The sequence below is a fragment of the Staphylococcus sp. HMSC072B07 genome, from assembly GCF_001815505.1.
GTDB classification, from domain to species: Bacteria; Bacillota; Bacilli; order Staphylococcales; family Staphylococcaceae; genus Staphylococcus; species Staphylococcus simulans.
Map to the genome: position 1 here is coordinate 83,287 of NZ_KV820945.1, position 19,635 is coordinate 102,921.

Annotated in this window: 22 protein-coding genes; 17 read left to right on the top strand and 5 right to left on the bottom strand. The window is 36.6% G+C overall.

Features of this window, described 5'->3' with window-relative positions; genetic code table 11:
• The first annotated feature begins 60 nt into the window (after positions 1 to 60).
• The 7 genes from HMPREF3031_RS10950 to HMPREF3031_RS10980 all read left to right on the top strand — a co-directional run bounded on the left by HMPREF3031_RS10950 (position 61) and on the right by HMPREF3031_RS10980 (position 6,364).
• Positions 61 to 1,155, top strand: a complete 1,095-nt coding sequence (locus HMPREF3031_RS10950) for a MupG family TIM beta-alpha barrel fold protein (RefSeq protein WP_070684182.1) — start codon at positions 61 to 63, stop codon at positions 1,153 to 1,155.
• Positions 1,145 to 2,029, top strand: a complete 885-nt coding sequence (murQ, locus tag HMPREF3031_RS10955; protein WP_002479980.1) for an N-acetylmuramic acid 6-phosphate etherase — start codon at positions 1,145 to 1,147, stop codon at positions 2,027 to 2,029. Before HMPREF3031_RS10950 ends, murQ begins: the two co-directional genes overlap by 11 nt.
• 14 nt (positions 2,030 to 2,043) lie before the next feature.
• Positions 2,044 to 3,498, top strand: coding sequence for a PTS transporter subunit EIIC (locus tag HMPREF3031_RS10960; protein WP_002479979.1), 1,455 nt, complete (start codon positions 2,044 to 2,046; stop codon positions 3,496 to 3,498).
• Between the two features lie 5 nt (positions 3,499 to 3,503).
• Positions 3,504 to 4,364, top strand: a complete 861-nt coding sequence (locus HMPREF3031_RS10965) for a MurR/RpiR family transcriptional regulator (protein WP_002479978.1) — start codon at positions 3,504 to 3,506, stop codon at positions 4,362 to 4,364.
• 32 nt (positions 4,365 to 4,396) lie between these two features.
• A complete protein-coding gene (locus HMPREF3031_RS10970; RefSeq protein ID WP_002479977.1) occupies positions 4,397 to 5,260 on the top strand; it encodes an alpha/beta fold hydrolase in 864 nt (287 codons plus the stop codon).
• Positions 5,261 to 5,370: 110 nt separating this feature from the next.
• Entirely contained in the window at positions 5,371 to 5,988 is a 618-nt protein-coding gene (locus HMPREF3031_RS10975) for a CadD family cadmium resistance transporter (protein WP_070724932.1), read from the top strand.
• 40 nt (positions 5,989 to 6,028) lie between these two features.
• On the top strand, positions 6,029 to 6,364 hold the full coding sequence (locus tag HMPREF3031_RS10980; protein ID WP_242543498.1) for an ArsR/SmtB family transcription factor: 336 nt from the start codon (positions 6,029 to 6,031) through the stop codon (positions 6,362 to 6,364).
• A 70-nt stretch (positions 6,365 to 6,434) separates the two neighbouring features.
• On the opposite strand, the gene HMPREF3031_RS10985 is transcribed toward HMPREF3031_RS10980, so the two are convergent.
• From HMPREF3031_RS10985 to HMPREF3031_RS11005, 5 genes are all read right to left on the bottom strand, one after another.
• Entirely contained in the window at positions 6,435 to 6,626 is a 192-nt protein-coding gene (locus HMPREF3031_RS10985; protein WP_037556083.1) for a hypothetical protein, read from the bottom strand.
• 82 nt (positions 6,627 to 6,708) lie between these two features.
• The gene (locus HMPREF3031_RS10990; protein WP_002479973.1) at positions 6,709 to 7,431 is read right to left on the bottom strand and encodes a hypothetical protein; all 723 of its coding nucleotides are present in this window, start codon (positions 7,429 to 7,431) and stop codon (positions 6,709 to 6,711) included.
• An 18-nt stretch (positions 7,432 to 7,449) separates the two neighbouring features.
• Positions 7,450 to 8,082: an ATP-binding cassette domain-containing protein gene (locus HMPREF3031_RS10995; protein WP_002479972.1), complete on the bottom strand. Its 633-nt coding sequence runs from the start codon at positions 8,080 to 8,082 to the stop codon at positions 7,450 to 7,452.
• A 373-nt stretch (positions 8,083 to 8,455) separates the two neighbouring features.
• Complete coding sequence (locus HMPREF3031_RS11000) at positions 8,456 to 9,583, bottom strand: hypothetical protein (protein WP_002479971.1); 1,128 nt, start codon at positions 9,581 to 9,583, stop codon at positions 8,456 to 8,458.
• 20 nt (positions 9,584 to 9,603) lie between these two features.
• Positions 9,604 to 10,815, bottom strand: coding sequence for a hypothetical protein (locus HMPREF3031_RS11005; protein WP_070684186.1), 1,212 nt, complete (start codon positions 10,813 to 10,815; stop codon positions 9,604 to 9,606).
• Between the two features lie 197 nt (positions 10,816 to 11,012).
• Here HMPREF3031_RS11005 and HMPREF3031_RS11010 point away from each other — a divergent pair, with 197 nt between their 5' ends.
• From HMPREF3031_RS11010 to HMPREF3031_RS11055, 10 genes are all read left to right on the top strand, one after another.
• Positions 11,013 to 11,897, top strand: coding sequence for a hypothetical protein (locus HMPREF3031_RS11010; protein ID WP_070724935.1), 885 nt, complete (start codon positions 11,013 to 11,015; stop codon positions 11,895 to 11,897).
• 10 nt (positions 11,898 to 11,907) lie between these two features.
• Positions 11,908 to 12,603 carry a hypothetical protein gene (locus HMPREF3031_RS11015; RefSeq protein ID WP_002479968.1) on the top strand — a complete coding sequence of 232 codons (696 nt, stop codon included), beginning with the start codon at positions 11,908 to 11,910 and terminating at the stop codon, positions 12,601 to 12,603.
• Positions 12,604 to 12,783: 180 nt separating this feature from the next.
• Positions 12,784 to 13,344 (top strand): tyrosine-type recombinase/integrase, encoded by a 561-nt coding sequence (locus HMPREF3031_RS11020; RefSeq protein WP_002479967.1) that lies wholly within the window; start codon positions 12,784 to 12,786, stop codon positions 13,342 to 13,344.
• A 55-nt stretch (positions 13,345 to 13,399) separates the two neighbouring features.
• The gene (locus tag HMPREF3031_RS11025; RefSeq protein ID WP_002479966.1) at positions 13,400 to 15,883 is read left to right on the top strand and encodes a DUF4040 family protein; all 2,484 of its coding nucleotides are present in this window, start codon (positions 13,400 to 13,402) and stop codon (positions 15,881 to 15,883) included.
• Positions 15,870 to 16,295 (top strand): monovalent cation/H+ antiporter subunit B, encoded by a 426-nt coding sequence (locus tag HMPREF3031_RS11030; RefSeq protein WP_002479965.1) that lies wholly within the window; start codon positions 15,870 to 15,872, stop codon positions 16,293 to 16,295. Before HMPREF3031_RS11025 ends, HMPREF3031_RS11030 begins: the two co-directional genes overlap by 14 nt.
• Entirely contained in the window at positions 16,292 to 16,639 is a 348-nt protein-coding gene (locus HMPREF3031_RS11035) for a Na(+)/H(+) antiporter subunit C (RefSeq protein ID WP_023015572.1), read from the top strand. Before HMPREF3031_RS11030 ends, HMPREF3031_RS11035 begins: the two co-directional genes overlap by 4 nt.
• The gene (locus HMPREF3031_RS11040) at positions 16,626 to 18,122 is read left to right on the top strand and encodes a Na+/H+ antiporter subunit D (RefSeq protein ID WP_002479963.1); all 1,497 of its coding nucleotides are present in this window, start codon (positions 16,626 to 16,628) and stop codon (positions 18,120 to 18,122) included. Before HMPREF3031_RS11035 ends, HMPREF3031_RS11040 begins: the two co-directional genes overlap by 14 nt.
• Positions 18,122 to 18,610: a Na+/H+ antiporter subunit E gene (locus HMPREF3031_RS11045; protein ID WP_002479962.1), complete on the top strand. Its 489-nt coding sequence runs from the start codon at positions 18,122 to 18,124 to the stop codon at positions 18,608 to 18,610. The genes HMPREF3031_RS11040 and HMPREF3031_RS11045 overlap by 1 nt, the downstream gene beginning before the upstream one ends.
• The gene (locus tag HMPREF3031_RS11050) at positions 18,607 to 18,903 is read left to right on the top strand and encodes a Na(+)/H(+) antiporter subunit F1 (RefSeq protein WP_002479961.1); all 297 of its coding nucleotides are present in this window, start codon (positions 18,607 to 18,609) and stop codon (positions 18,901 to 18,903) included. Before HMPREF3031_RS11045 ends, HMPREF3031_RS11050 begins: the two co-directional genes overlap by 4 nt.
• Positions 18,881 to 19,351 carry a Na+/H+ antiporter subunit G gene (locus HMPREF3031_RS11055; RefSeq protein ID WP_070724938.1) on the top strand — a complete coding sequence of 157 codons (471 nt, stop codon included), beginning with the start codon at positions 18,881 to 18,883 and terminating at the stop codon, positions 19,349 to 19,351. The genes HMPREF3031_RS11050 and HMPREF3031_RS11055 overlap by 23 nt, the downstream gene beginning before the upstream one ends.
• Positions 19,352 to 19,635 lie beyond the last annotated feature (284 nt).

Consider the following 19,635-nt stretch of genomic DNA (forward strand, 5'->3'; position numbering starts at 1 on the left):
CACATAATTGATTGCTTGATTTGATTCTCAGTCTTACATACTAAAAAGCAGTTGATTTAAATGAAAATAAAACTTTTAAAAGAGGTGGTTGGATTGGACTTAGGGTTTTCTGTCTATTTAGGAGAAGCATTTGACGAAACATATATCGACAAAATGTTGAATCATGGATTTCGATATATATTTACATCACTTCAAATTCCAGAAGATGACCAAGATACGTATTTGACGCGGTTAAAACAGTTAGCCGTAATAAATGGGAACCGTGCACAAATTATTGCTGATGTGAATGGACAAACACTGCATCAACTGGGTTTGTCTTTGAGTGAACCAGAATCGATTCGTGATGTGGGCATTGATATTGTTCGTTTGGATGAAGCGGTCGATATAAATAGTTTGGCAGAGTATGTAGAAGCAAAATATTCAGTGATGTTGAATGCGAGCACAGATGCATTTCAAATTCTACGTGAGTTGAGTGATCGCGCAATTTCTCAAGAGAATATCTTAGTTGCACATAATTATTATCCTAGACCTGATACAGGCTTGGAACGTACTTTCTTTCAACATATAAACGAGCGATTAAAAGGAGCATTTCCTGAAATTCAAATCATGGCGTTTGTCCCTGGTACTCAATTAAGAGGACCTATCTATCGCGGTTTACCAACACTAGAAGACCATCGTCAGTATCATCCATTAGCCGCAGCAGTCGAGCTGGAAGAGGATTTGTGTGATATTGCTTGTGTGGGAGACAGTCAAATTGACGATTTTATGATTCATCAATTCGATACGTATTTCAGATTAAACCGTGTTGTTTTACGAACAAATTTAAGCTCAGACAGTAAATATTTAGGGACTTATCATAATCGACCAGATGTCGCACGTGATGTTGTGAGAGCCATTGAGGCAAGAAAAACATTTACTGAAGAAGTATCGCCGCATAATGTAGTAGAACGTCGAAAAGGTGCTGTGACGATAGACAATGCATTATATGGTCGTTATATGAATGAACTTCAAATTGTAAGGTGTGATTTACCTAAGGATGAAGCGGTCAATGTATTAGGTTATGTCGATGCCCGTGATTTAGATTGTATAAATATGATTGGGTCGAATACCGCATTTGAATTCGTTTCAGTTGAGGAGGAAAGTCATGGACATTAATAAAATGACAACTGAGCAACGTAATGAGAAAACGATGCATCTAGATGAATTAAGTACTGAAGATTTTGTTGCTTTGATGAACCAAGAAGATCAAACCGTAGCACAAGCGATTGCGAAAGAAAATACGTCTATTGCACGTGTGATTGATACTGTTATTGAAGGATTTAAGCAAGGTGGCAGATTGATTTATATGGGTGCAGGTACGAGCGGCAGGCTAGGTGTGTTAGATGCTGCTGAGTGTGTACCGACTTTCGGTGTAACTCGAGATGATGTGATTGGTTTAATCGCAGGTGGTGCTAAAGCAATGACTGAAGCTGTAGAAGGTGCTGAAGATAGTAAAACACTTGGCGAACAAGATTTAAAGCACCTTAAACTTAATGAAACTGATACAGTGATCGGATTAGCAGCGAGTGGCAGAACGCCTTATGTCATTGGCGGGCTAGAGTACGCGAATACGATAGGTGCGAACACAGCAGCGATTGCTTGTAATAAAAATACAGCGATTGGTGCAGTTGCGGATATTGCGATTGAAATAGAGGTGGGTCCTGAAATTCTGACAGGTTCTACACGCTTGAAGTCTGGAACAGCACAAAAGTTAGTGTTGAATATGATATCAACTGGCGCAATGGTCGGTATCGGTAAAGTTTATGAAAACTTAATGGTAGATGTTCAACCGACAAATGAAAAATTGAGAAGACGTGCGTTAAATATCATTTCAGAAGTGGTTAATACTTCAGAATCTGAGAGTAAAAAGTTATTTCATGACAGTAACGGTCATGTGAAAGCGGCAATTGTTATGGGATTACATGATATTACGTATGAAGAAGCTGTTGAACGTTTAGAAAAAGCGAATGGTTTTATCAGAAAAACATGAGGAGCTGAACAACAATGTCAAAAGAAAAAAAGATTGCCCAGGAAATATTAAATAATGTTGGCGGCAAAGCAAATTTAGAACGTGTGATTCATTGTATGACACGTGTACGTATGGATATTATTGATTACTCTAAAGTGAATCTAGAAGGACTCAAAGCAATAGACGGTGTCATGGGAGTAGTAGAAGACGAAACACTACAAGTTATTGTAGGTCCAGGTACTGTCAATAAGGTCGCACATGAAATGAGCGAAATGATTGGCACACCTTTAGGTGAAAAAATCGTTCATCATGAACCTTCGCATCAAACAGATAAAGAACATGTAGAATCAGAAGCACAACTCTTTAAAAGTCAGATGAAGGAAAAACAGAAAAAGTCTAAATGGAAAAAAGTACTGAGAGTAATCGCAAATATTTTTGTACCTTTAATTCCGGCATTTGTTGGTGCAGGATTAATCGGTGGTATAGCGGCAGTGCTGACGAACCTATTGTCTGCTGGTTATATTGAAGGTGCGATGTGGAAGCAGTTGACTTTAGTCTTTGATATTATCAAAAGTGGTTTGCTAGCATACTTAGTCATCTATGTAGGGATTAATGCGGCTAGAGAATTTGGCGCAACTCCAGGACTCGGCGGTGTGATTGGTGGTACTACCATGTTGACAGGCATGACACCTGAACAACCATTGCATAATATCTTTAACGGTGAAGCATTAGCGCCTGGACAAGGTGGGGTCATCGGTGTCATCTTTGCGGTTTGGTTACTATCAATTGTTGAAAAACGTCTGCATAAAATTATTCCGAATGCGGTGGATATTATTGTGACACCTACGATTACCTTATTAATTATGGGACTTGCGACGATATTCTTAATTATGCCGATAGCGGGTGTAATTTCAGAAGGTCTATTAGGTATTATTAACTGGGTGCTAGATATCGGCGGCGCATTTAGCGGCTTTATCCTTGGTGCGACATTCTTGCCATTAGTTATGTTTGGTTTACATCAAGTTTTAACACCGATTCATATAGAAATGATCAACCAAGATCATGCAACTTTCTTATTACCGATTCTTGCGATGGCAGGTGCAGGCCAAGTCGGTGCGGCATTAGCGCTTTGGGTAAGATGCCGTAAGAACAAAAAGATTATTCGTTTATTAAAAGGTGCGTTACCTGCAGGAATATTAGGTATTGGAGAACCTTTAATTTATGGTGTGACTTTACCATTAGGCCGTCCATTCATTACAGCATGTATTGGTGGAGGTATCGGCGGTGCTGTTATCGGTGGTATCGGACACATTGGTGCTGTTGCGATTGGACCGAGTGGTTTATCATTGATTCCTTTAATTTATGACAATATGTATTTAGGCTACATTGCAGGAATATTAGCTGCATATGCGGGAGGATTTATCGCAACATACTTCTTCGGAACAACAAAAGAAATGACTGCACCTCAAGATGTTGAAGAAGAGCTGTAAAACATATGGGAAATGAACAACTATTAATTTATATTGAAGAACAGATGGAACAACTGACTAAAAACGAACAACAAGTGGCACGATATTTGATTGAAGCACCGGAAGCGGTATTAGAAATGAGTGCACAAGCGTTAGGTAAAGAAACGCAAACAAGTTCAGCTACTGTTATCCGTTGTGTGCATAAATTAGGATTCAAAGGGCTAGTGGATTTGAAGTTAGCCATTTCGAGTTATTTACCTAATCATCAGGCTAGTGTGTATCAAGAAATGGAGCAAGATGAACCTGCTAATGAAATTAAAAGTAAACTGTTCAATCGAGCAGCGTATACTCTGAAAACAACAGAAACTTTATTAGATGATCAAACGTTAGAAACGATTGCTGAAAAATTAAGACAATGTAAGAAGTTAGTTGTGTTTGGAGTAGGCGCAAGTCATATTGTGGCAGAAGATATCTTTCAAAAATTTACAAGAGCTGGCATGAATGTTGTTCATAGTTCGGATGCACACATTATCGCTACAACGCTAGCTGGAAGTAACAATGAAGGTACTTTAATGATAGGTATCTCAAATTCAGGCCAAAACCGAGAAACATTAAAGTTAGCGCAAGTCGCGCGCCATTATCATGTTCCGGTTATCGGTATGACCAGTCGAAAAGATTCAGAACTCGCCAATGAAGCGGATGAGTGTTTGTTCCATGACGCAAGCTCAGATCGTAGTTTGCGATTAGCCGCAACAAGTTCGTTAATCGCACAGCTCATCACTGTAGACACTTTATTCTACACATATCTTGCGAAAGACTATACAAATCATATCGCACATTTAAGTCAGACAAGAGATGCAGTTGATTTATATGTTGATGAAGATTGAGGTATGATGATAGTAATGATGGAGTTAAAGGAATGAGAGAAATGTATGCTTTAGAAACAAATAATGCAATCATTCGTTATGACATGATGGGACATGGACCGATTTTGTTATGTATTACTGGCGCTAGCGGAATCAATGATAGTTATTTGGATTTAGCACATAAGCTAGAAGATCATTTTACTGTTGTCTTACCTGATAGACGAGGTTATGGAGCAAGTGAATTGTTAACGGCTTTACCAAGTTCTATCGCAAACACCAAAGATACGTATTGTTTAACCATGGATGTCGAAGATATTAAAACATTAATACAAACGCTTAGTAATCATCCTGTTTATCTTTTTGCGACAGACACAGGTGCTGTGCCTGCATTAGAATTTGCGTGTATGTATCCAGAATTGGTTAAGACATTACTTGTTCATGAGCCTTTAAATACTTCTGTACTTCCAAACAGAGAAGATTATGTGCCGCAAACTGAACAAATCGCACGTACTGCAATGATTGAAGGAGTGCCGGCTGCAATGCGTCAGTATGAACGTTTGATTAATCCTTCGCACTCAGATATGCAGGTGTTAGTAGAGAATACGATTGCTCCTTGTGCGGTTTGTTCACCGAGCACTTCACAAATACGCAGTGGTGAATCAACAAACATTTGGCTTCAATATGAACTCCGGCAATATTTGAATTATCAAATTGATATAGAAACTTTGAAGGCCGAAGATGTTTCAATCAAGTTCTTGCAAGGTGAACAATCGAAAGAATCGCTAGGATATGAAGCGGCTAAATATTTTGCGCATAGCTTAAATGCAAATCTGTTTCAAGTTACAGGTGGACATTACGGTTATGCACAACAACCTAAACAATTTGCGAAAGCTGTTAAAAAGATACTGCGTTCATAATGATAGAGTTCAAGACCTTCGTTATATGAAGGTCTTTTTATTATGACCTGTGATTTTAACTTTTAGAGTGTTATAATACATTCAAATTTATTTTTGAATGAGGTGACAAAGTGATACAGACCGCTTTGACTGCAGTTATACTTTATACAGCGACTGCTTTAGATTTATTAGTGATTTTGTTGATTTATTTCGCACGTGCACAAACCAAACGTGAGTATCGTGATATTTATATTGGACAGTTTTTAGGTTCAGGTGCCTTAATTGTCATCAGTTTGTTTTTTGCGTTTGTCTTACACTATGTACCTGAGAAATGGATGTTAGGTTTATTAGGTATCATCCCTCTATATTTAGGAATCAAAGTTGCATTATTTGATGATTGTGAAGGGGAAGCACGTGCCAAGAGAGAGTTGGATAAAAAAGGACTGTCCAAATTAGTTGGCATTGTTGCGCTTGTTACCCTAGCAAGCTGTGGAGCAGATAATATCGGTTTATTTGTACCGTACTTTGTCAGTTTGACTTTAGCGCAAGTTATTGTGACATTAATTGTATTTGTATTCATGATTTTCTTATTGGTATTCTCTGCACAAAAATTAGCAAAAGTCCCAGGTATTGGTGAAACTGTGGAGAAATATAATCGATGGATTATGGCAATTATCTATATTGGCTTAGGTTTATACATTTTGATTGAAAACAAAACCATACAAACATTGTTAAGCTTTGTTTCATAGAAAGGATGGGAGATAGGTGTCTAATGAACAATGTGACATCATGTATGTGCATGAAGATAAAGTGAAAAATGCTTCTGACTTTTTAAGTGAAACACACACTATTAAGGCAATGAATACTTTAAACGCAATAGGTGATAAAAAGAAATTAACGATTTTATTTGCGTTGCTTGAAGAAGAGAAACTGTGTGTTTGCGACATTGCGAAATTGCTTCAAATGAGTATTGCCTCTACTTCTCATCATTTACGCATACTCTATAAAAAAGAAGTTATAGATTTCCGCAAAGAAGGGAAAATGGCGTATTATTTCATCAAAGATCCTCAAGTTGATAAATTGCTGCGCTTTATGCTGACAGAAGTAGAAAACGAAAATAGTTAAATATATAAATAACTGTTGTGAATCAATTTTGCAGAATGATAGCACAACAGTTATTTAAAAATATACAACGCTATTTATTTTGTCTTTTACGATTAGTGTTATAAATGATAGAAGCAATTGCCACATAAATTAATGGACCGACAATTAAAATAATAGAAGTCATGTTTGCTTGGATATAAAATTTAAATAATAGAAAACCTAAAAAGGCAACCATTAAATACACAGGTATCATGAAAGGTTTCCAGAACATTGAGTCATTCATATTTAATGTACACACCTTTCTATTAGGGAGTATGTAGAAAAAAGAGGCGGATTTAACTCTGCCTCTTGTTTATGTTTTCAAGTTATAGCCCTAATTGCAACCAACGTTTTCGCGCAAAGAAAAGTACGACGAAGTTGATCGCAAAGAGTAAAAAGAAATAAACAATCAGTAATGTAATATCGTAAGAAGTCAGTGCTAAGGTATCTCCATTCAATGTAGCATCGACGTTAGGGTACATGACATTGCTTGCTTCAAAAGGCGCAAGGATGCCGAAGATGGTTGGATTAAGCATTACTAAGACAATAGAAATAACCCAATAGATTAGACTGACAATAACACTGATTAAAATTTTGGAAATTAAAATACTGATTGTTCCAATGATTAAGATATACTGCAAGATTAATAAAGAAAACATGATGATTAAAAAGAAATAATGCGAGAAATTACCAAACATCAAAGAAATGACAGTGATGCCAATACATACAAATACAAAGCATTCTAAGAAAATGACAAACATCTTTTTGTAAAAGAAGGTGAAGTCTGTATTTCCTAATAACTTATAAAATAAGATGTTTTGATCTGCATACTCTTTATTGAAGTAATAAGCGATGATGAATGAAAAGAGTATGAATCCAGTTTCTACCGCAATCGTATATGTGTTGAAGAAATATTCACCATATGACAAGCTTTGACCATCATTCATAAAGGTGGTAAAGCCATAACCTAAAACGAATAGTAATAAAAAAAGCGAACCAAGAATCAGTGTTATTTTGTTAAACGCTGTTTTTCTTAACTCTAACCTCATTTTGTACACCTCAAGTTTTTAGAAACAAATGTATTCATCGACAACTGCTTCTTTAGAATCATATTCTTCAATCGTCAGGTCTTTAAATAAAAAGTACTTACCAGGTAGGTATGTTAAATCTTTTGCGCTATGTGTAATATTGATAATTACTTTTTCAGGATTATCCGAAATATAGTTATTAAAGAAAGTATAGAAGTCGTGAACTGTTTTTTCATCTAAGTCTTTTGTGATCTCATCTAAAATGATGATAGGTTTGTCTTCTGATAGAAAACTTAATAGCTTCAGCTTTTCTTGTTGTCCTTTGTTTAATTTTCGAATAGGGATGTGATCAGGAATAGTTTCAATCCCTAACAAGTCACCCAAGTAATCGATTTTGACGGTACAAATAAAATAACTCTTGAGTAATTGAATGAGAAAATCTTTAGTGATATCTCTTGGAATACATGATGCATTACTAATCAAAGTTGTGTTTTCTGTAATCTCTGGGCGCATATGACCGCTGTAATTGAGTACGAAATCTTTAGCTAATTGAGACTTGCCAACTTCATTTCTGCCAATAATATGATTGATTTCACCTTTGTGAAATACCAAGTCAGTCGGCTGTAATAGGATTTTGCTTTTGATACGCAATACATACTGTTTGATTTCCATTTAACTCGGCTCCCTCGCTAAAATTGTAAAGTTTTCGAGTGATACTATTTAACAAGTTTTAACAAAATTTTTAGGAATTCTTAAATATAGCGTATCATAAATATCAAATCATTATAATTTGTCTTTTGGTAATAATTTGTGAATTTTTTGTCATGCGTGAGAAAATTACAAAAAATAATTCGCTTACAAGACAAACTGCTTATTTCTTTGATACTTAATTGGAGGTTAAAGTATTATGTATAGAAGTGCTGATATTAAGCGGTTTTAAGAGGTTGGGATGTCTGAACTCAGACAACCGTGAGGCTACCGCGCTATAAAAAGAGTAGTAAATAAAAAAAGAAACCAAGATGTCATTGCATCTTGATTTCAATAGTTAGTTATTATCAGAACGTTCTTTGATTAAGGCTTTTCTCATTTGTTGTCTAGAACCATACGTACTTTCTCGTACCAGTTCTTCGTTACGCATACCTGCACCAATGGCACCCGCAATTGTTGAAAGAGAAGCTGCGAACCATGCGATAGACACATAAAGAGTAAATGTGGCAGGATGTCCGAGTTCTAAAGTCTTTCCTAAGAAAGGCGCTGGTAATAATACAGAAGCCGCAATCAAATATATTGTAAAGAGTGTTACATAATAAATAATGACTGACGTTGTCAGTGTGGTCAGAGTTGTTAAATTATACAACCGCGTAATACGTTTATTAATACTGAAGCGTTCACTTTCCCATAAGTTATGCGCTAAGATAATCCATAAAATCATACCGAAAATCGCAAAGAGGGACATGACTGTTAATCTCCATGTGGTAAAGGTATTACTTAAAGACCACATGGTGGAGAAGATTAAACCGGATGCGCCGGTTGTAAATGCGATTGCGATTACACTATTCATACTTTGCATTAATCTTAATGGGTTATTCGCAAAGGTCATTCCACTGAGTAAACGGAAGTAACCAGATGTTTTAGATGCGACAATATAACGAATATGCATCGTATGTGTATCATCAGTGTAAGTACGGATTTTTCTTAGTTTAGAGAAAGGGAATATTTCTCGATAGGTTGCTTGATGATTTTCATCTTCATTGTTTTGATTTGGGTTGTCACTGAAAAATAGATTGATTTCATGAATAATCGTCAGCACTGTTCTTTCTAGACGTTTGGTAACAGGACGCCAACCATAAGCGGGAATTGAAATAATACTAGCCCCGTTTTCTTCGTTGATATCAACAGCGATGACTGACTCATTATCATGAAGTAATGGTAAGTCAGTTAAACTGATAATATAGTTCCAGTTATAACGATCTAAGTAGTCTTCAGTTTTTTGATAGGCTTGGTCTGCATCTTCTGCAGATCCTGTTAACGCATCAACAATGACTTCAATTTTCCATTCGTATTGAGATGAAATGTAGTCATTTAATAAACCGGGTAATGTGTCTACTAATTTATGCGAAAGTTTATTCGCAATACCAGGTGAAGCGATAATGCCTACGACAAGTTGTTCCATAAATTTACAGCCTCCTTTCTTTAATTGTTTTGATCGTTATCATCATTATCTTTTTGGTGTGATTCTGATGAATAGTAATTGGAAGCTTCCCATTCTTTTGCTTCTTCATAGCGTGCACGTTGACGATAAGAGTAAGTCATAGCACGAATTTTCTTTTCGTTTTCGACAGATGCGCCTAAAGCACCTGCTAAGAAACCAAGTGATGTCACAAACCATACAAGGTACAAGAACTGTCCGAGTGTACGCTGGCCTTCATTAATCGTCTGCATGTTATATAAATCATTCGGCACGAATAAAGCGACACTGATTATAAGCAGTAAGAATAAGATGAGATAGCTGAATACAATAATAATCAATAGAGTTAAGACAGTTGTTACATTGTAAACTGTTCGATAAGTTTTAGTTGTTAACGAAGTTTCATGTTCCCATAACGAGTGTGCATACATAATCCAAAGGGTCATTCCGCCAATGGCTAGTGTCGTCATAAAGATAAATCTTAAGTTAGTATATTCAATACTTAATTGCCATGGGGTAGAGAAAATGGTTAAGTATGTAGCTGTCGCAAAGGAAATAGAAATAATCTTTTTGAAGTTTGGAATTTCTTTAAGCGGTTGATTGGCTCTGGTCATTCCAGCTAATAATAAAATCCAACTTATAATAAGTGGGTTTAAAATAAACTTGGTTGTTGTTTTGGAGTGTGAAGTATCATCTCCGGCTTCTTGATCATCTTTCGTTTCCATATCATTCTCTTGTTTATCATCGAATATATTTCTAATGGGCTTTACACGTGTAAATAATGAAAGATTTAATTTTTTCGTTTGATAATCCTCATTCGATTGATGTAAATATATAATTTCCGCAAAATAAAGCAGACATTGTTTCAATTTACGTTTCACACCAAATAAACCTAAAGCCGGAATTGAGATTAATCCAGTAGCCATAGGTTCATCTAAATTACCTACTATTACTTTACGTTGTTCGACAATGGGTAAGTCTGTCACAACAATCGCATAGTCCCATTTATGATGGGTTTTAAGAGATTGAGCTGCGTCTAAACTTTTGTTGACGTCTTCAGCAGAACCAATTAATGGGTCAGAAACACATTCGAAAGTCCATTTGATATCTTCTTTCAATTTACTATTTAGTGAAGTAGGCATTTGTTCAGCTAGTGTCTCTGATAAATCCATAGGAAACCCTGGAGCAGCAATGATTCCTACTTTAATCTCACTCATAAATTGCCTCCTTTCTCTCTACAAAGTTATGAACAAAATTAATTTTGAATTCATTTATAATTACATAATTAATAAGTTCCCGCAATGACAAGAAACAAAACTTATTAAAAAGACGAATTTGATAAGGATTACATAGTGGAAAAGTAGCTTCTAATGTATAATATATATAAAGAATAAAGTATCGGGAGGTATACATCATGAAACGACATCATTTATTGCTTGGACTGCTTTGTTCAACTCTACTTTTAGCAAGTTGTGGCCATCAAGACAACAATGAAAAACAAGCAGACCAAAAACAAGAAGAAACAACCGACACTCAATCACAAGACCAATCACCTAAAGAGAAAAAACAAACACATACGACGTACCACACTAAACAAGATATAAAAATAGAAGTGCATGAAGCGGAGAAAAAAGACAAAGCACATGCTGACACTGATACAAATAAGAATGCACAAACTAAACAAACACAACAAGAAACTGATAAAACAACACAAGCCACTGAAAAAGATGCTCAATCCTCAGATTCATCAAAGAAAAATGAAGAACCAAATTTAGAAAGAGATGGCGGTAAAGTCAAAGGGCCTGAGGCTCTTGCACCTGGTCCTGAAGCAGATATGGATAGAAAACATATCGCGATGATGTTGTTAGACCCTAAATTAAACAAAACTTACGTTAATGCTAAAGATTTAAAACAAAAAACTTATAAAACAGATGACGGTCAACAAGTGCGCATTCCAAACTATGTACTTTTCCAATCTCTAGAAGTACCGCAAGTTGAAAATGGTCCTGAAGGCATGCAGTATTATTTTGTAACACATACAAAAGATCCTGACAAGAAAACAGTAATCGGTGTATCTGATAATGAAATCGTTATTGGTAAATCAACAATCAGTTCTGAAGATGCAGTATCTCAAAAAGTAAAATTAGATTATAATCAATTCATTCAAGAAGAAGAGACACAAGTCTTTAAAGTGAAAGAACTTGAACAGTTGAAACTCGATTCAAATGAAATCAATGCGCTAACACGACATATCTATCAAGCAACACCGCACACATTACAGTTTGTCCCTGAGAATTGAGGCGTAAAAGATGAAACAACTTAGAATGATACTCACAATGATCTTGAGTCTACTTTTATTAGCCGCATGTGGAACACAATCACAAGAAGATAAACAAACTTCTAAGTCATCAGAACAGAAAACAGAGACAAAAGAAACAAACGCTAAACAAGACAAAGTAACATCAGAAACAAAAAATAATAATCAAACCAATACTTCAAAAGAAAGTACAGAGAATCAAAAAGAAGAACCGCAAACACAAAAAGGACCTTTAACAGAACAAGAGATTAAACACAATGTAGCATTGATGATATTGAACCCGAATTTTGATCAAAAATATATCACAGGGCAAGAAGTGTTAGAAGGTAAATATTCGGCTATAGTTCAAGATCAAATACACCACTTCAAAGTAAATGAAGTGCGCTTATTACAAGGGAGATTTGAACCTACTGTGATTCAAGCACCTGAAGGCATGAAGTTTTATACATTTGATCCGCAATCGGGTCCATATGCAGTTTATATTGGTGTGTCTCGCGATAAAGTTGCGGTTTGGCGTTCACAAGCAGCCTATGAAAATTATCCTGAAAAATTAGCTGATGGCAGTATTACTGAATATAATATTTCTGATTTAAAGAAAATGAACATATCATCAGCACAAATACAAGCAGTCGCAAATAAAATCGTAATTGGGAATAATGAAAATCAAAAACCTATTCGATTAGACTAATAGTAAGAAGTGAGCTTTGGCTCGCTTCTTTTTTATGCTTTTTAACAAATAAACGATTTTAAATTTTTTGAAAAAATGAGACTTCGTTACTTTAATGTTACTTAAATATGAATTATAATGATTAAGTATCATTAATTTAATGTGGCAATATTTTGTTAATTAGAAAGGAGTGGGCTTTTCATGGAATGTGTGTTGCCGATTAAAGATAAATCGGACATTGAAGCGATGTATGAAACGTTACGTGAACATAACCAGCGTGATTATTTGTTGTTTCGTTTAGCGATACATACAGGTTTAAGAATTAGTACGTTAATTCATTTAAAAGGACTAGATGTTTTAACACAAGATGAGCATTGTCAGGCTGTGATTAATGTTTGGCGACAACCTGGGATATCTGAAATTAATGTGCCGTTGCCTCAATCGTTATGTGAGGAATTGGATGAATTTATGAAAGATAAAGGAATTGGTCATGACGATTATCTATTTCGTTCTATGAAAACAAAGCGTCCGCTCTCTCGCCAACAAGCGTATCGTATTATTCATGATGCTGCTGTTCAAAATGGACTCTCTCAAGTCGGTCTTCAATCTTTACGTAAAACTTTTGCTTATCATGCGTACCAATCGGGTACACCGCTTACAGTGATACAAAAATACCTCGGTCATCAGACTTTATCTGAGACCCTCAAATTTATAGATGTTCCGCAACAAAACCGCACGATTACGATTCAATTAGATCTTTAATTTTTATTTTTTAGATATGACTTTAACTCAACTATAGAAAGGAGTCTCACTTCTTATGAGCCTTATTTGGCTGTTTGTCTTTATTATTGTTGTGATGTTGTTCGTACTCATGACAAACCTGCCGAATCGTTCTGCACGACCAGCGTCAGCATCAGAACAAGCACAACAAGAAATTACGCATAACACGGGTCGGTACAGAACAACTTTAAGCAGACAAGCTGGATGGATAGCGTTAAGTGCGCCCGTTATCAGCGCAATTTATTTTATAACCATGATTCCACGCATCGCCGCCAATCAACTGGTTATGGTTTCATTGCCGTGGATGCCGTCAATCGATGTAAATTTTGCGTTCAGATTAGATGGCTTGTCTTTAATCTTTGCCTTGTTAATCACTTTAATTGGTACAGGTGTTGTATTATATGCGAATGCATACCTATCAAAAGCACATGATGATTTGCCAAGGTTCTACGTGTATTTATTAATGTTCATGTTTGCGATGTTAGGCGTTGTGCTAGCAAATAATACCATACTGCTGTACGTATTTTGGGAGTTAACGAGTATTGCGTCTTTCTTATTAATTGCTTATTGGTATAACCGACCAACAAGTCAGGCAGGCGCAATGAAATCATTCTTAATCACTGTCTTTGGCGGCATGTTTATGATGGTTGGGTTTGTTATTTTATTTAACATTACCGGTACAAATACTATTTCTGAATTAGTGCAAATTCCCGTTCGCCAAACGATGTATGAATCTCCTTGGTTCCCACTTGCGGTTGTCTTTATTTTATTAGGTGCCTTTACGAAATCGGCACAATTTCCATTTCATATCTGGTTGCCAGATGCGATGGAAGCACCGACACCTGTCAGTGCTTACCTGCACTCTGCGACAATGGTTAAAGCCGGATTATACTTACTATTTCGTTTTACACCGATATTAGGTTATGAGCCATGGGTAGCTTATATTGTTATCACAATCGGTATTATCACTTTAATGGTCGGTTCCTTTGTGGCAGTTGGACAACGTGATTTAAAAGGATTGCTTGCTTATTCCACAATCAGTCAACTCGGCATGATTATGTCGATGGTCGGCTTTGGATTTTTAGCATATAGTCACCAAGCACAAGGGTTCCAAGCCTTTTATGTTGCGAGTTTATTTGCGGGACTGTTTCATTTAATCAACCATGCGCTCTTTAAGAGTGTGCTCTTTATGGGTGTTGGTATTGTAGATCATGAAACAGGCACACGTGATTTATCGCGTTTAGGGGGTTTACGTAAACTCTTGCCAGTCACAACTGTGATGATGACCATCAGCGCAATGGCGATGGCAGGTCTCCCGTTATTTAATGGTTTCTTATCAAAGGAAATGTTCTTTGCGACATTGGTCAGCGCGAAAAAACTTACGATGTATGACCAAGTCTTTGTTTCTGTGATGTTGATTGTTGGTGTGGTTGCCAGTCTCTTTACGTTCATTTACAGCTTACGTTTAGTCAAAGATACTTTCTTTGGCCCGTTACACAAAGAGGGCTTACCGCAAGTACCTGAACATGAGCCAGTAGGACTGTATATTGCGCCGGCAGTGATTACACTCGGTATGCCATTATTCTTTATTATCCCGAACGTCTTAGGGCGATATTTAATCGGTCCTGCCTTACGTGATATCGGACATTCAGATAAAGTGGCACCATTTATTCCGCACATTGCCGCATGGCACGGTTTAAGCCCTGAGTTATGGATTACCTTAACGATTTATGTCGTGGGTATTTTACTCTTATGGCGTTCACGTTGGATGAATGTTTACAACAAGTTACCAGAGTTTCTATCCATCAACAGTATCTATCGCGGTATGTTAAGCGGAAGTGAGCGTTTTAGTAGAAGCGGGATGCAGTTGATGATGAATAACCGATTAAATCAATACTTACATGTGATTTATTTCTTATTCTTCGGTATGTTGGCTTATGGTTTTATTCGCGTCGGTTGGATACCTGTTGAAGGTTTCAAAGTGAAGCCGATTACGTGGTTTGAAATTTTAGTCACTGCCAATATTGCTTTCTTATCTGTTGCATTAGTGTTCTTACGTGAACGTATGGCGATGATTATTATTAACGGTGTTATCGGTTATACGATTGCGATTGTCTTTGTCTTAATGAGAGCGCCAGACTTGGCGATGACACAGTTAGTGATTGAAACGATTACGACTATCTTATTCTTATTAGTCTTTTACCATTTACCAAACGTACGACGAGATAAAGTACATGTCGGGAAAGAAGCGGTCAAGCTATCTATTGCTTTATTAATGTCGCTCTTTGTCGTGACGTTTGTGATTATTGCACAACAAGAACAAGCGTTTAATAAGATTTCAAGTTTCTATGAACATAGTGATAAATTGGCAGGTTCTAAAAATATTGTCAACGCAATTCTCGGAGACTTCAGAGCACTAGATACCATGTTAGAAGGCATTGTCATTATGATAGTGGGTCTCGGTATCTATTCCTTAATTAAATTCAAAATCAGAAAGGGTGATTCAGATGCACGAAAATGACATTGTATTAGAAACGATTTCTAAAGTAGCAGTTTTCATTATTTTGACCTTCGGTTCTTATATTTTCTTAGCAGGTCATGATAATCCAGGTGGCGGCTTTATCGGCGGTTTAGTTTTCAGTTCAGCGTTTATCCTGATGTTTCTAGCCTTTGATGTTGAAAAGGTCATTCGTTCACTGCCGCTGGATTTCAGAGCAGTTACGATTACAGGTTCTTTATTATCCATTGCTACCGCAATCGTGCCAATGTTTTTTGGACACCCTTTATTGTCACATGAGGATGTTTACGTCACATTGCCTTACTTAGAGAAAGTGCATCTTTCAAGTGTGACATTGTTTGAATTCGGTATTTTATTAACAGTCGTCGGTTCAGTGACGACAATTATGCTTGCGATAAGTGGTGATAAAAGTTGAACGTCATACTTATTATAATTATTGGTATTTTAACTTTTGCAGGCACGTATATGATTTTATCGAAAAACTTAATTCGTATCGTTTTAGGTACTGCCATTTATACACATGTCGCAAACCTAGTCATTTTAGCGATGAGCGGCTTTGATGGTACAAAAGTACCGATTATTAACGATGAAGGCAGTAATTATGTAGATCCCTTACCACAAGCGTTGATTTTAACCGCAATTGTCATCGGATTTGCGGTTTCCGCATTCTTACTTGTCTTAGTCTATCGTACTTATAAAGTGACACGGGTAAACCGAATTGAAGCGTTACGCGGTGAGGATGATGATGTCGATGAATAATATGATGTTAATCCCACTGTTGTTGCCTTTAGTCACAGGATTAATTTTGTTCTTCTTTAAAGAACGTTTAATGGTTACGAGACGTATTGCGATTACGATCCAAATCATCAACACAGCAGTCTCAGCTTATTTATTAGCGTATGTCTATCAACATCAACCGTTAGTAATCAATTTTGGTGATTGGCAGCCGCCATTCGGCATTCAATTTGTCGGCGATACTTTAAGTATTTTCTTTGTCACAATTGCCAACTTAGTGGTTACTTGTGTTATTTATTTTGGTTTTGGTAAGCGTGAACATCTTGCGAACCGCTATTTCTTACCATCATTTATTCTATTTATGCTGACAGGTGTCAACGGCAGTTTCTTAACTGCTGATATTTTCAACTTGTACGTGATGTTTGAAATTATGTTGATTGCGTCGTTCGTCTTATTAACACTTGGTCAAACACTAGAACAATTACGTGCGAGTGTCATTTATGTCGTAATGAACGTTGTCAGTTCTTGGTTCTTCCTTATCGGTGTCGCTTATTTATATGGCACACTCGGCACATTGAACTTCGGTCATTTAGCGATGCGGATAAGTGAAAGTGACCAACCGCCGATGATGACAATGATTGCGATTATTATGATCTTCGTGTTCGGCGGTAAAGCAGCTTTAGTCATGTTTATGTGGCTGCCTAAAGCCTATGCCGCATTAAATACTGAATTAGCTGCGTTATTTGCGGGATTGATGACAAAGGTCGGTGTGTATGCGTTAATCCGTGTCATGGTGTTGTTATTTGATCAACAGCCTGATATTACACATCAACTCATGTATTATATGGCAATCATTACGATGATTATTGGTGCTATCGGTGTACTGGGTTATGAAGATGTGAAAAAAATAGCTGCTTATCAAGTTATCTTGTCTATCGGCTTCTCAGTCATGGGTATCAGTACCTTGAATCAAGCAGGTGTGACAGGTGCGATTTTCTATGCCGGTCATGACATGATCATTAAGACCTTATTATTCTTAGTCATGGGCGTCTTTGTTGTCTTAACAGGTTACCGAAGTTATAAACAAATGGGCGGTTTGATTCATACGCATCCGTCATTAGGTATTATTTTATTTATTGTCACATTATCTATTGGCGGCGTACCGCCATTCAGTGGATTTCCTGGGAAATTACTGATTATACAAGGTGCACTCGCTGAAGGGTATGTGGTCGGTGTCGCACTGATGATTATCACCAGCTTGATTGCGATGTATAGTTTATTGAAAGTCTTTTTCTATATGTATTTCGGTAGAGAAGAGATGCCTGTAGTCCAACGACAACCAATCTTGCCGCATAAGTTGATCGCGATGATTTTATTAACAGTTGCGACTATCCTGATGGGGCTTTGTGCCGAATGGATTTTAGATGTCGCACATCATGCGGCGGAATTTAATATAAACCCTAGTGACTATATCAAATCAGTTATCCCAAATGTGGAGGTGGAATAATGTTAGCCCAACTAACCCTGAATATTTTAATTGCTGTACTATGGACGCTCTTTCAAGACGAAGATAAATTCCACTTGTCTACATTTATTGCGGGATATCTGATTGGTATTGCGATTGTATATTTAATCCATCGATTCTTCTTTAAACGTGTCTTCTACTTAAAGAAAGTCTGGATTATTTCTAAATTCATTTTGATTTATAATATGCAGCTGTTGATATCGAGTTTATCAACCATCAACTATATCTTATTTAAATCACATGACATGAACCCAGGTTTATTAATTTATGAAACGTCATTGAAAAGAGACTGGGCGATTACTTTATTGACCTTGTTAATCATGTTGACACCAGGCTCGCTTGTACTCAGGGTATCACCTGATGGCAGTCGTTTCTTTATTCATGCGATCGATGTTTCTGAAAAAGATAAAGCCGTTTTAACCAAGCAGATTAAGAAATATGAACGTTTGATATGGGAGGTGCTCAAATGATTGAAATGGTCATAAATTGGATGATACGGAGTGCTTTAGTCATTTACGGTATTGCGGTGATTATCGCTTTGATACGTGTGATTAAAGGACCGACAACACCTAACAGGGTGGTCGCATTTGATAGTATTGGTGCGATGATTATCTCTATTGTAGGCTTACTCAGTATCGTCTTAAACACCTTAACTTTCTTAGATGCGAGCTTAATTATCGCTATCCTCGCATTCTTGAGTACCATTGGTATCTCACGCTTCGTAGAAGGAGGACGAATCTTTGATAATAAACGAAATCGTTAGTTTATTCGCAGCTGTCCTTATCTTGTTGGGATCTATTGTCGCTCTCATTAGTGCCATCGGTATTTTAAAGTTTGATGATATCTTCTTGCGTGCACACGCCGCAACGAAAAGTTCAACCTTATCTGTGTTGTTTTCATTAATTGGTGTATTTATTTATTTCTGGTTTACACGTGATTACTTCAGTGTCAGAACGCTATTAACGATCTTATTCTTATACATGACGTCACCAGTCGCTGGGCAAATGATTGTACGTACGGCTTATAACGTTGGTTCGTATATGTATATGAAAGACAACACCCAAAAAGGGGCTTCTTTGAATATTGATTATAATAAAAGAGAAGCTAAGAAAAACAGAAAGTTACGGGCTGAACGCAGACGAAAAGCAACTGAAGCGTTCACAAAAGGTGAGCATCAGCCGACAATTCGTTATAAAAAGAAAGATGACTAATCTAATACGCACGCTATAGTGAATTTCTAAACTATGGCGTGCGTATTTTTAGTTCAGCCAACCTCAATAATGCTTTGTCATATGTTATAAAACCGAAAGTATCTAGATGTTTATAATCCAATAATTGTTCCAGAATCATGGTATATAGACATCACTTTGTACAATGTTATTTAAAATTTTAAAAGTATTGAACAATCATATATGCAAACGTACGCAAATGGAGTATAATCAGTTTGACAGATTATTCAGATTAATTTATAACCTATTGACTTTGTGAATGTATT

Excerpts from the sequence above, each read along its gene's own strand:
- HMPREF3031_RS10995 (WP_002479972.1), bottom strand. The coding sequence starts at position 8,082 with ATGGAAATCAAACAGTATGTATTGCGTATCAAAAGCAAAATCCTATTA.
- HMPREF3031_RS11030 (WP_002479965.1), top strand. The coding sequence starts at position 15,870 with ATGCACGAAAATGACATTGTATTAGAAACGATTTCTAAAGTAGCAGTT.
- HMPREF3031_RS11000 (WP_002479971.1), bottom strand. The coding sequence starts at position 9,583 with ATGGAACAACTTGTCGTAGGCATTATCGCTTCACCTGGTATTGCGAAT.
- HMPREF3031_RS11025 (WP_002479966.1), top strand. The coding sequence starts at position 13,400 with ATGAGCCTTATTTGGCTGTTTGTCTTTATTATTGTTGTGATGTTGTTC.
- HMPREF3031_RS10965 (WP_002479978.1), top strand. The coding sequence starts at position 3,504 with ATGGGAAATGAACAACTATTAATTTATATTGAAGAACAGATGGAACAA.
- HMPREF3031_RS11040 (WP_002479963.1), top strand. The coding sequence starts at position 16,626 with ATGTCGATGAATAATATGATGTTAATCCCACTGTTGTTGCCTTTAGTC.
- HMPREF3031_RS11045 (WP_002479962.1), top strand. The coding sequence starts at position 18,122 with ATGTTAGCCCAACTAACCCTGAATATTTTAATTGCTGTACTATGGACG.
- HMPREF3031_RS10990 (WP_002479973.1), bottom strand. The coding sequence starts at position 7,431 with ATGAGGTTAGAGTTAAGAAAAACAGCGTTTAACAAAATAACACTGATT.
- HMPREF3031_RS11005 (WP_070684186.1), bottom strand. The coding sequence starts at position 10,815 with ATGAGTGAGATTAAAGTAGGAATCATTGCTGCTCCAGGGTTTCCTATG.
- HMPREF3031_RS11050 (WP_002479961.1), top strand. The coding sequence starts at position 18,607 with ATGATTGAAATGGTCATAAATTGGATGATACGGAGTGCTTTAGTCATT.
- HMPREF3031_RS10985 (WP_037556083.1), bottom strand. The coding sequence starts at position 6,626 with ATGAATGACTCAATGTTCTGGAAACCTTTCATGATACCTGTGTATTTA.
- murQ (WP_002479980.1), top strand. The coding sequence starts at position 1,145 with ATGGACATTAATAAAATGACAACTGAGCAACGTAATGAGAAAACGATG.
- HMPREF3031_RS10950 (WP_070684182.1), top strand. The coding sequence starts at position 61 with ATGAAAATAAAACTTTTAAAAGAGGTGGTTGGATTGGACTTAGGGTTT.
- HMPREF3031_RS11015 (WP_002479968.1), top strand. The coding sequence starts at position 11,908 with ATGAAACAACTTAGAATGATACTCACAATGATCTTGAGTCTACTTTTA.
- HMPREF3031_RS10960 (WP_002479979.1), top strand. The coding sequence starts at position 2,044 with ATGTCAAAAGAAAAAAAGATTGCCCAGGAAATATTAAATAATGTTGGC.
- HMPREF3031_RS10970 (WP_002479977.1), top strand. The coding sequence starts at position 4,397 with ATGAGAGAAATGTATGCTTTAGAAACAAATAATGCAATCATTCGTTAT.
- HMPREF3031_RS11020 (WP_002479967.1), top strand. The coding sequence starts at position 12,784 with ATGGAATGTGTGTTGCCGATTAAAGATAAATCGGACATTGAAGCGATG.
- HMPREF3031_RS10980 (WP_242543498.1), top strand. The coding sequence starts at position 6,029 with ATGTATGTGCATGAAGATAAAGTGAAAAATGCTTCTGACTTTTTAAGT.
- HMPREF3031_RS11010 (WP_070724935.1), top strand. The coding sequence starts at position 11,013 with ATGAAACGACATCATTTATTGCTTGGACTGCTTTGTTCAACTCTACTT.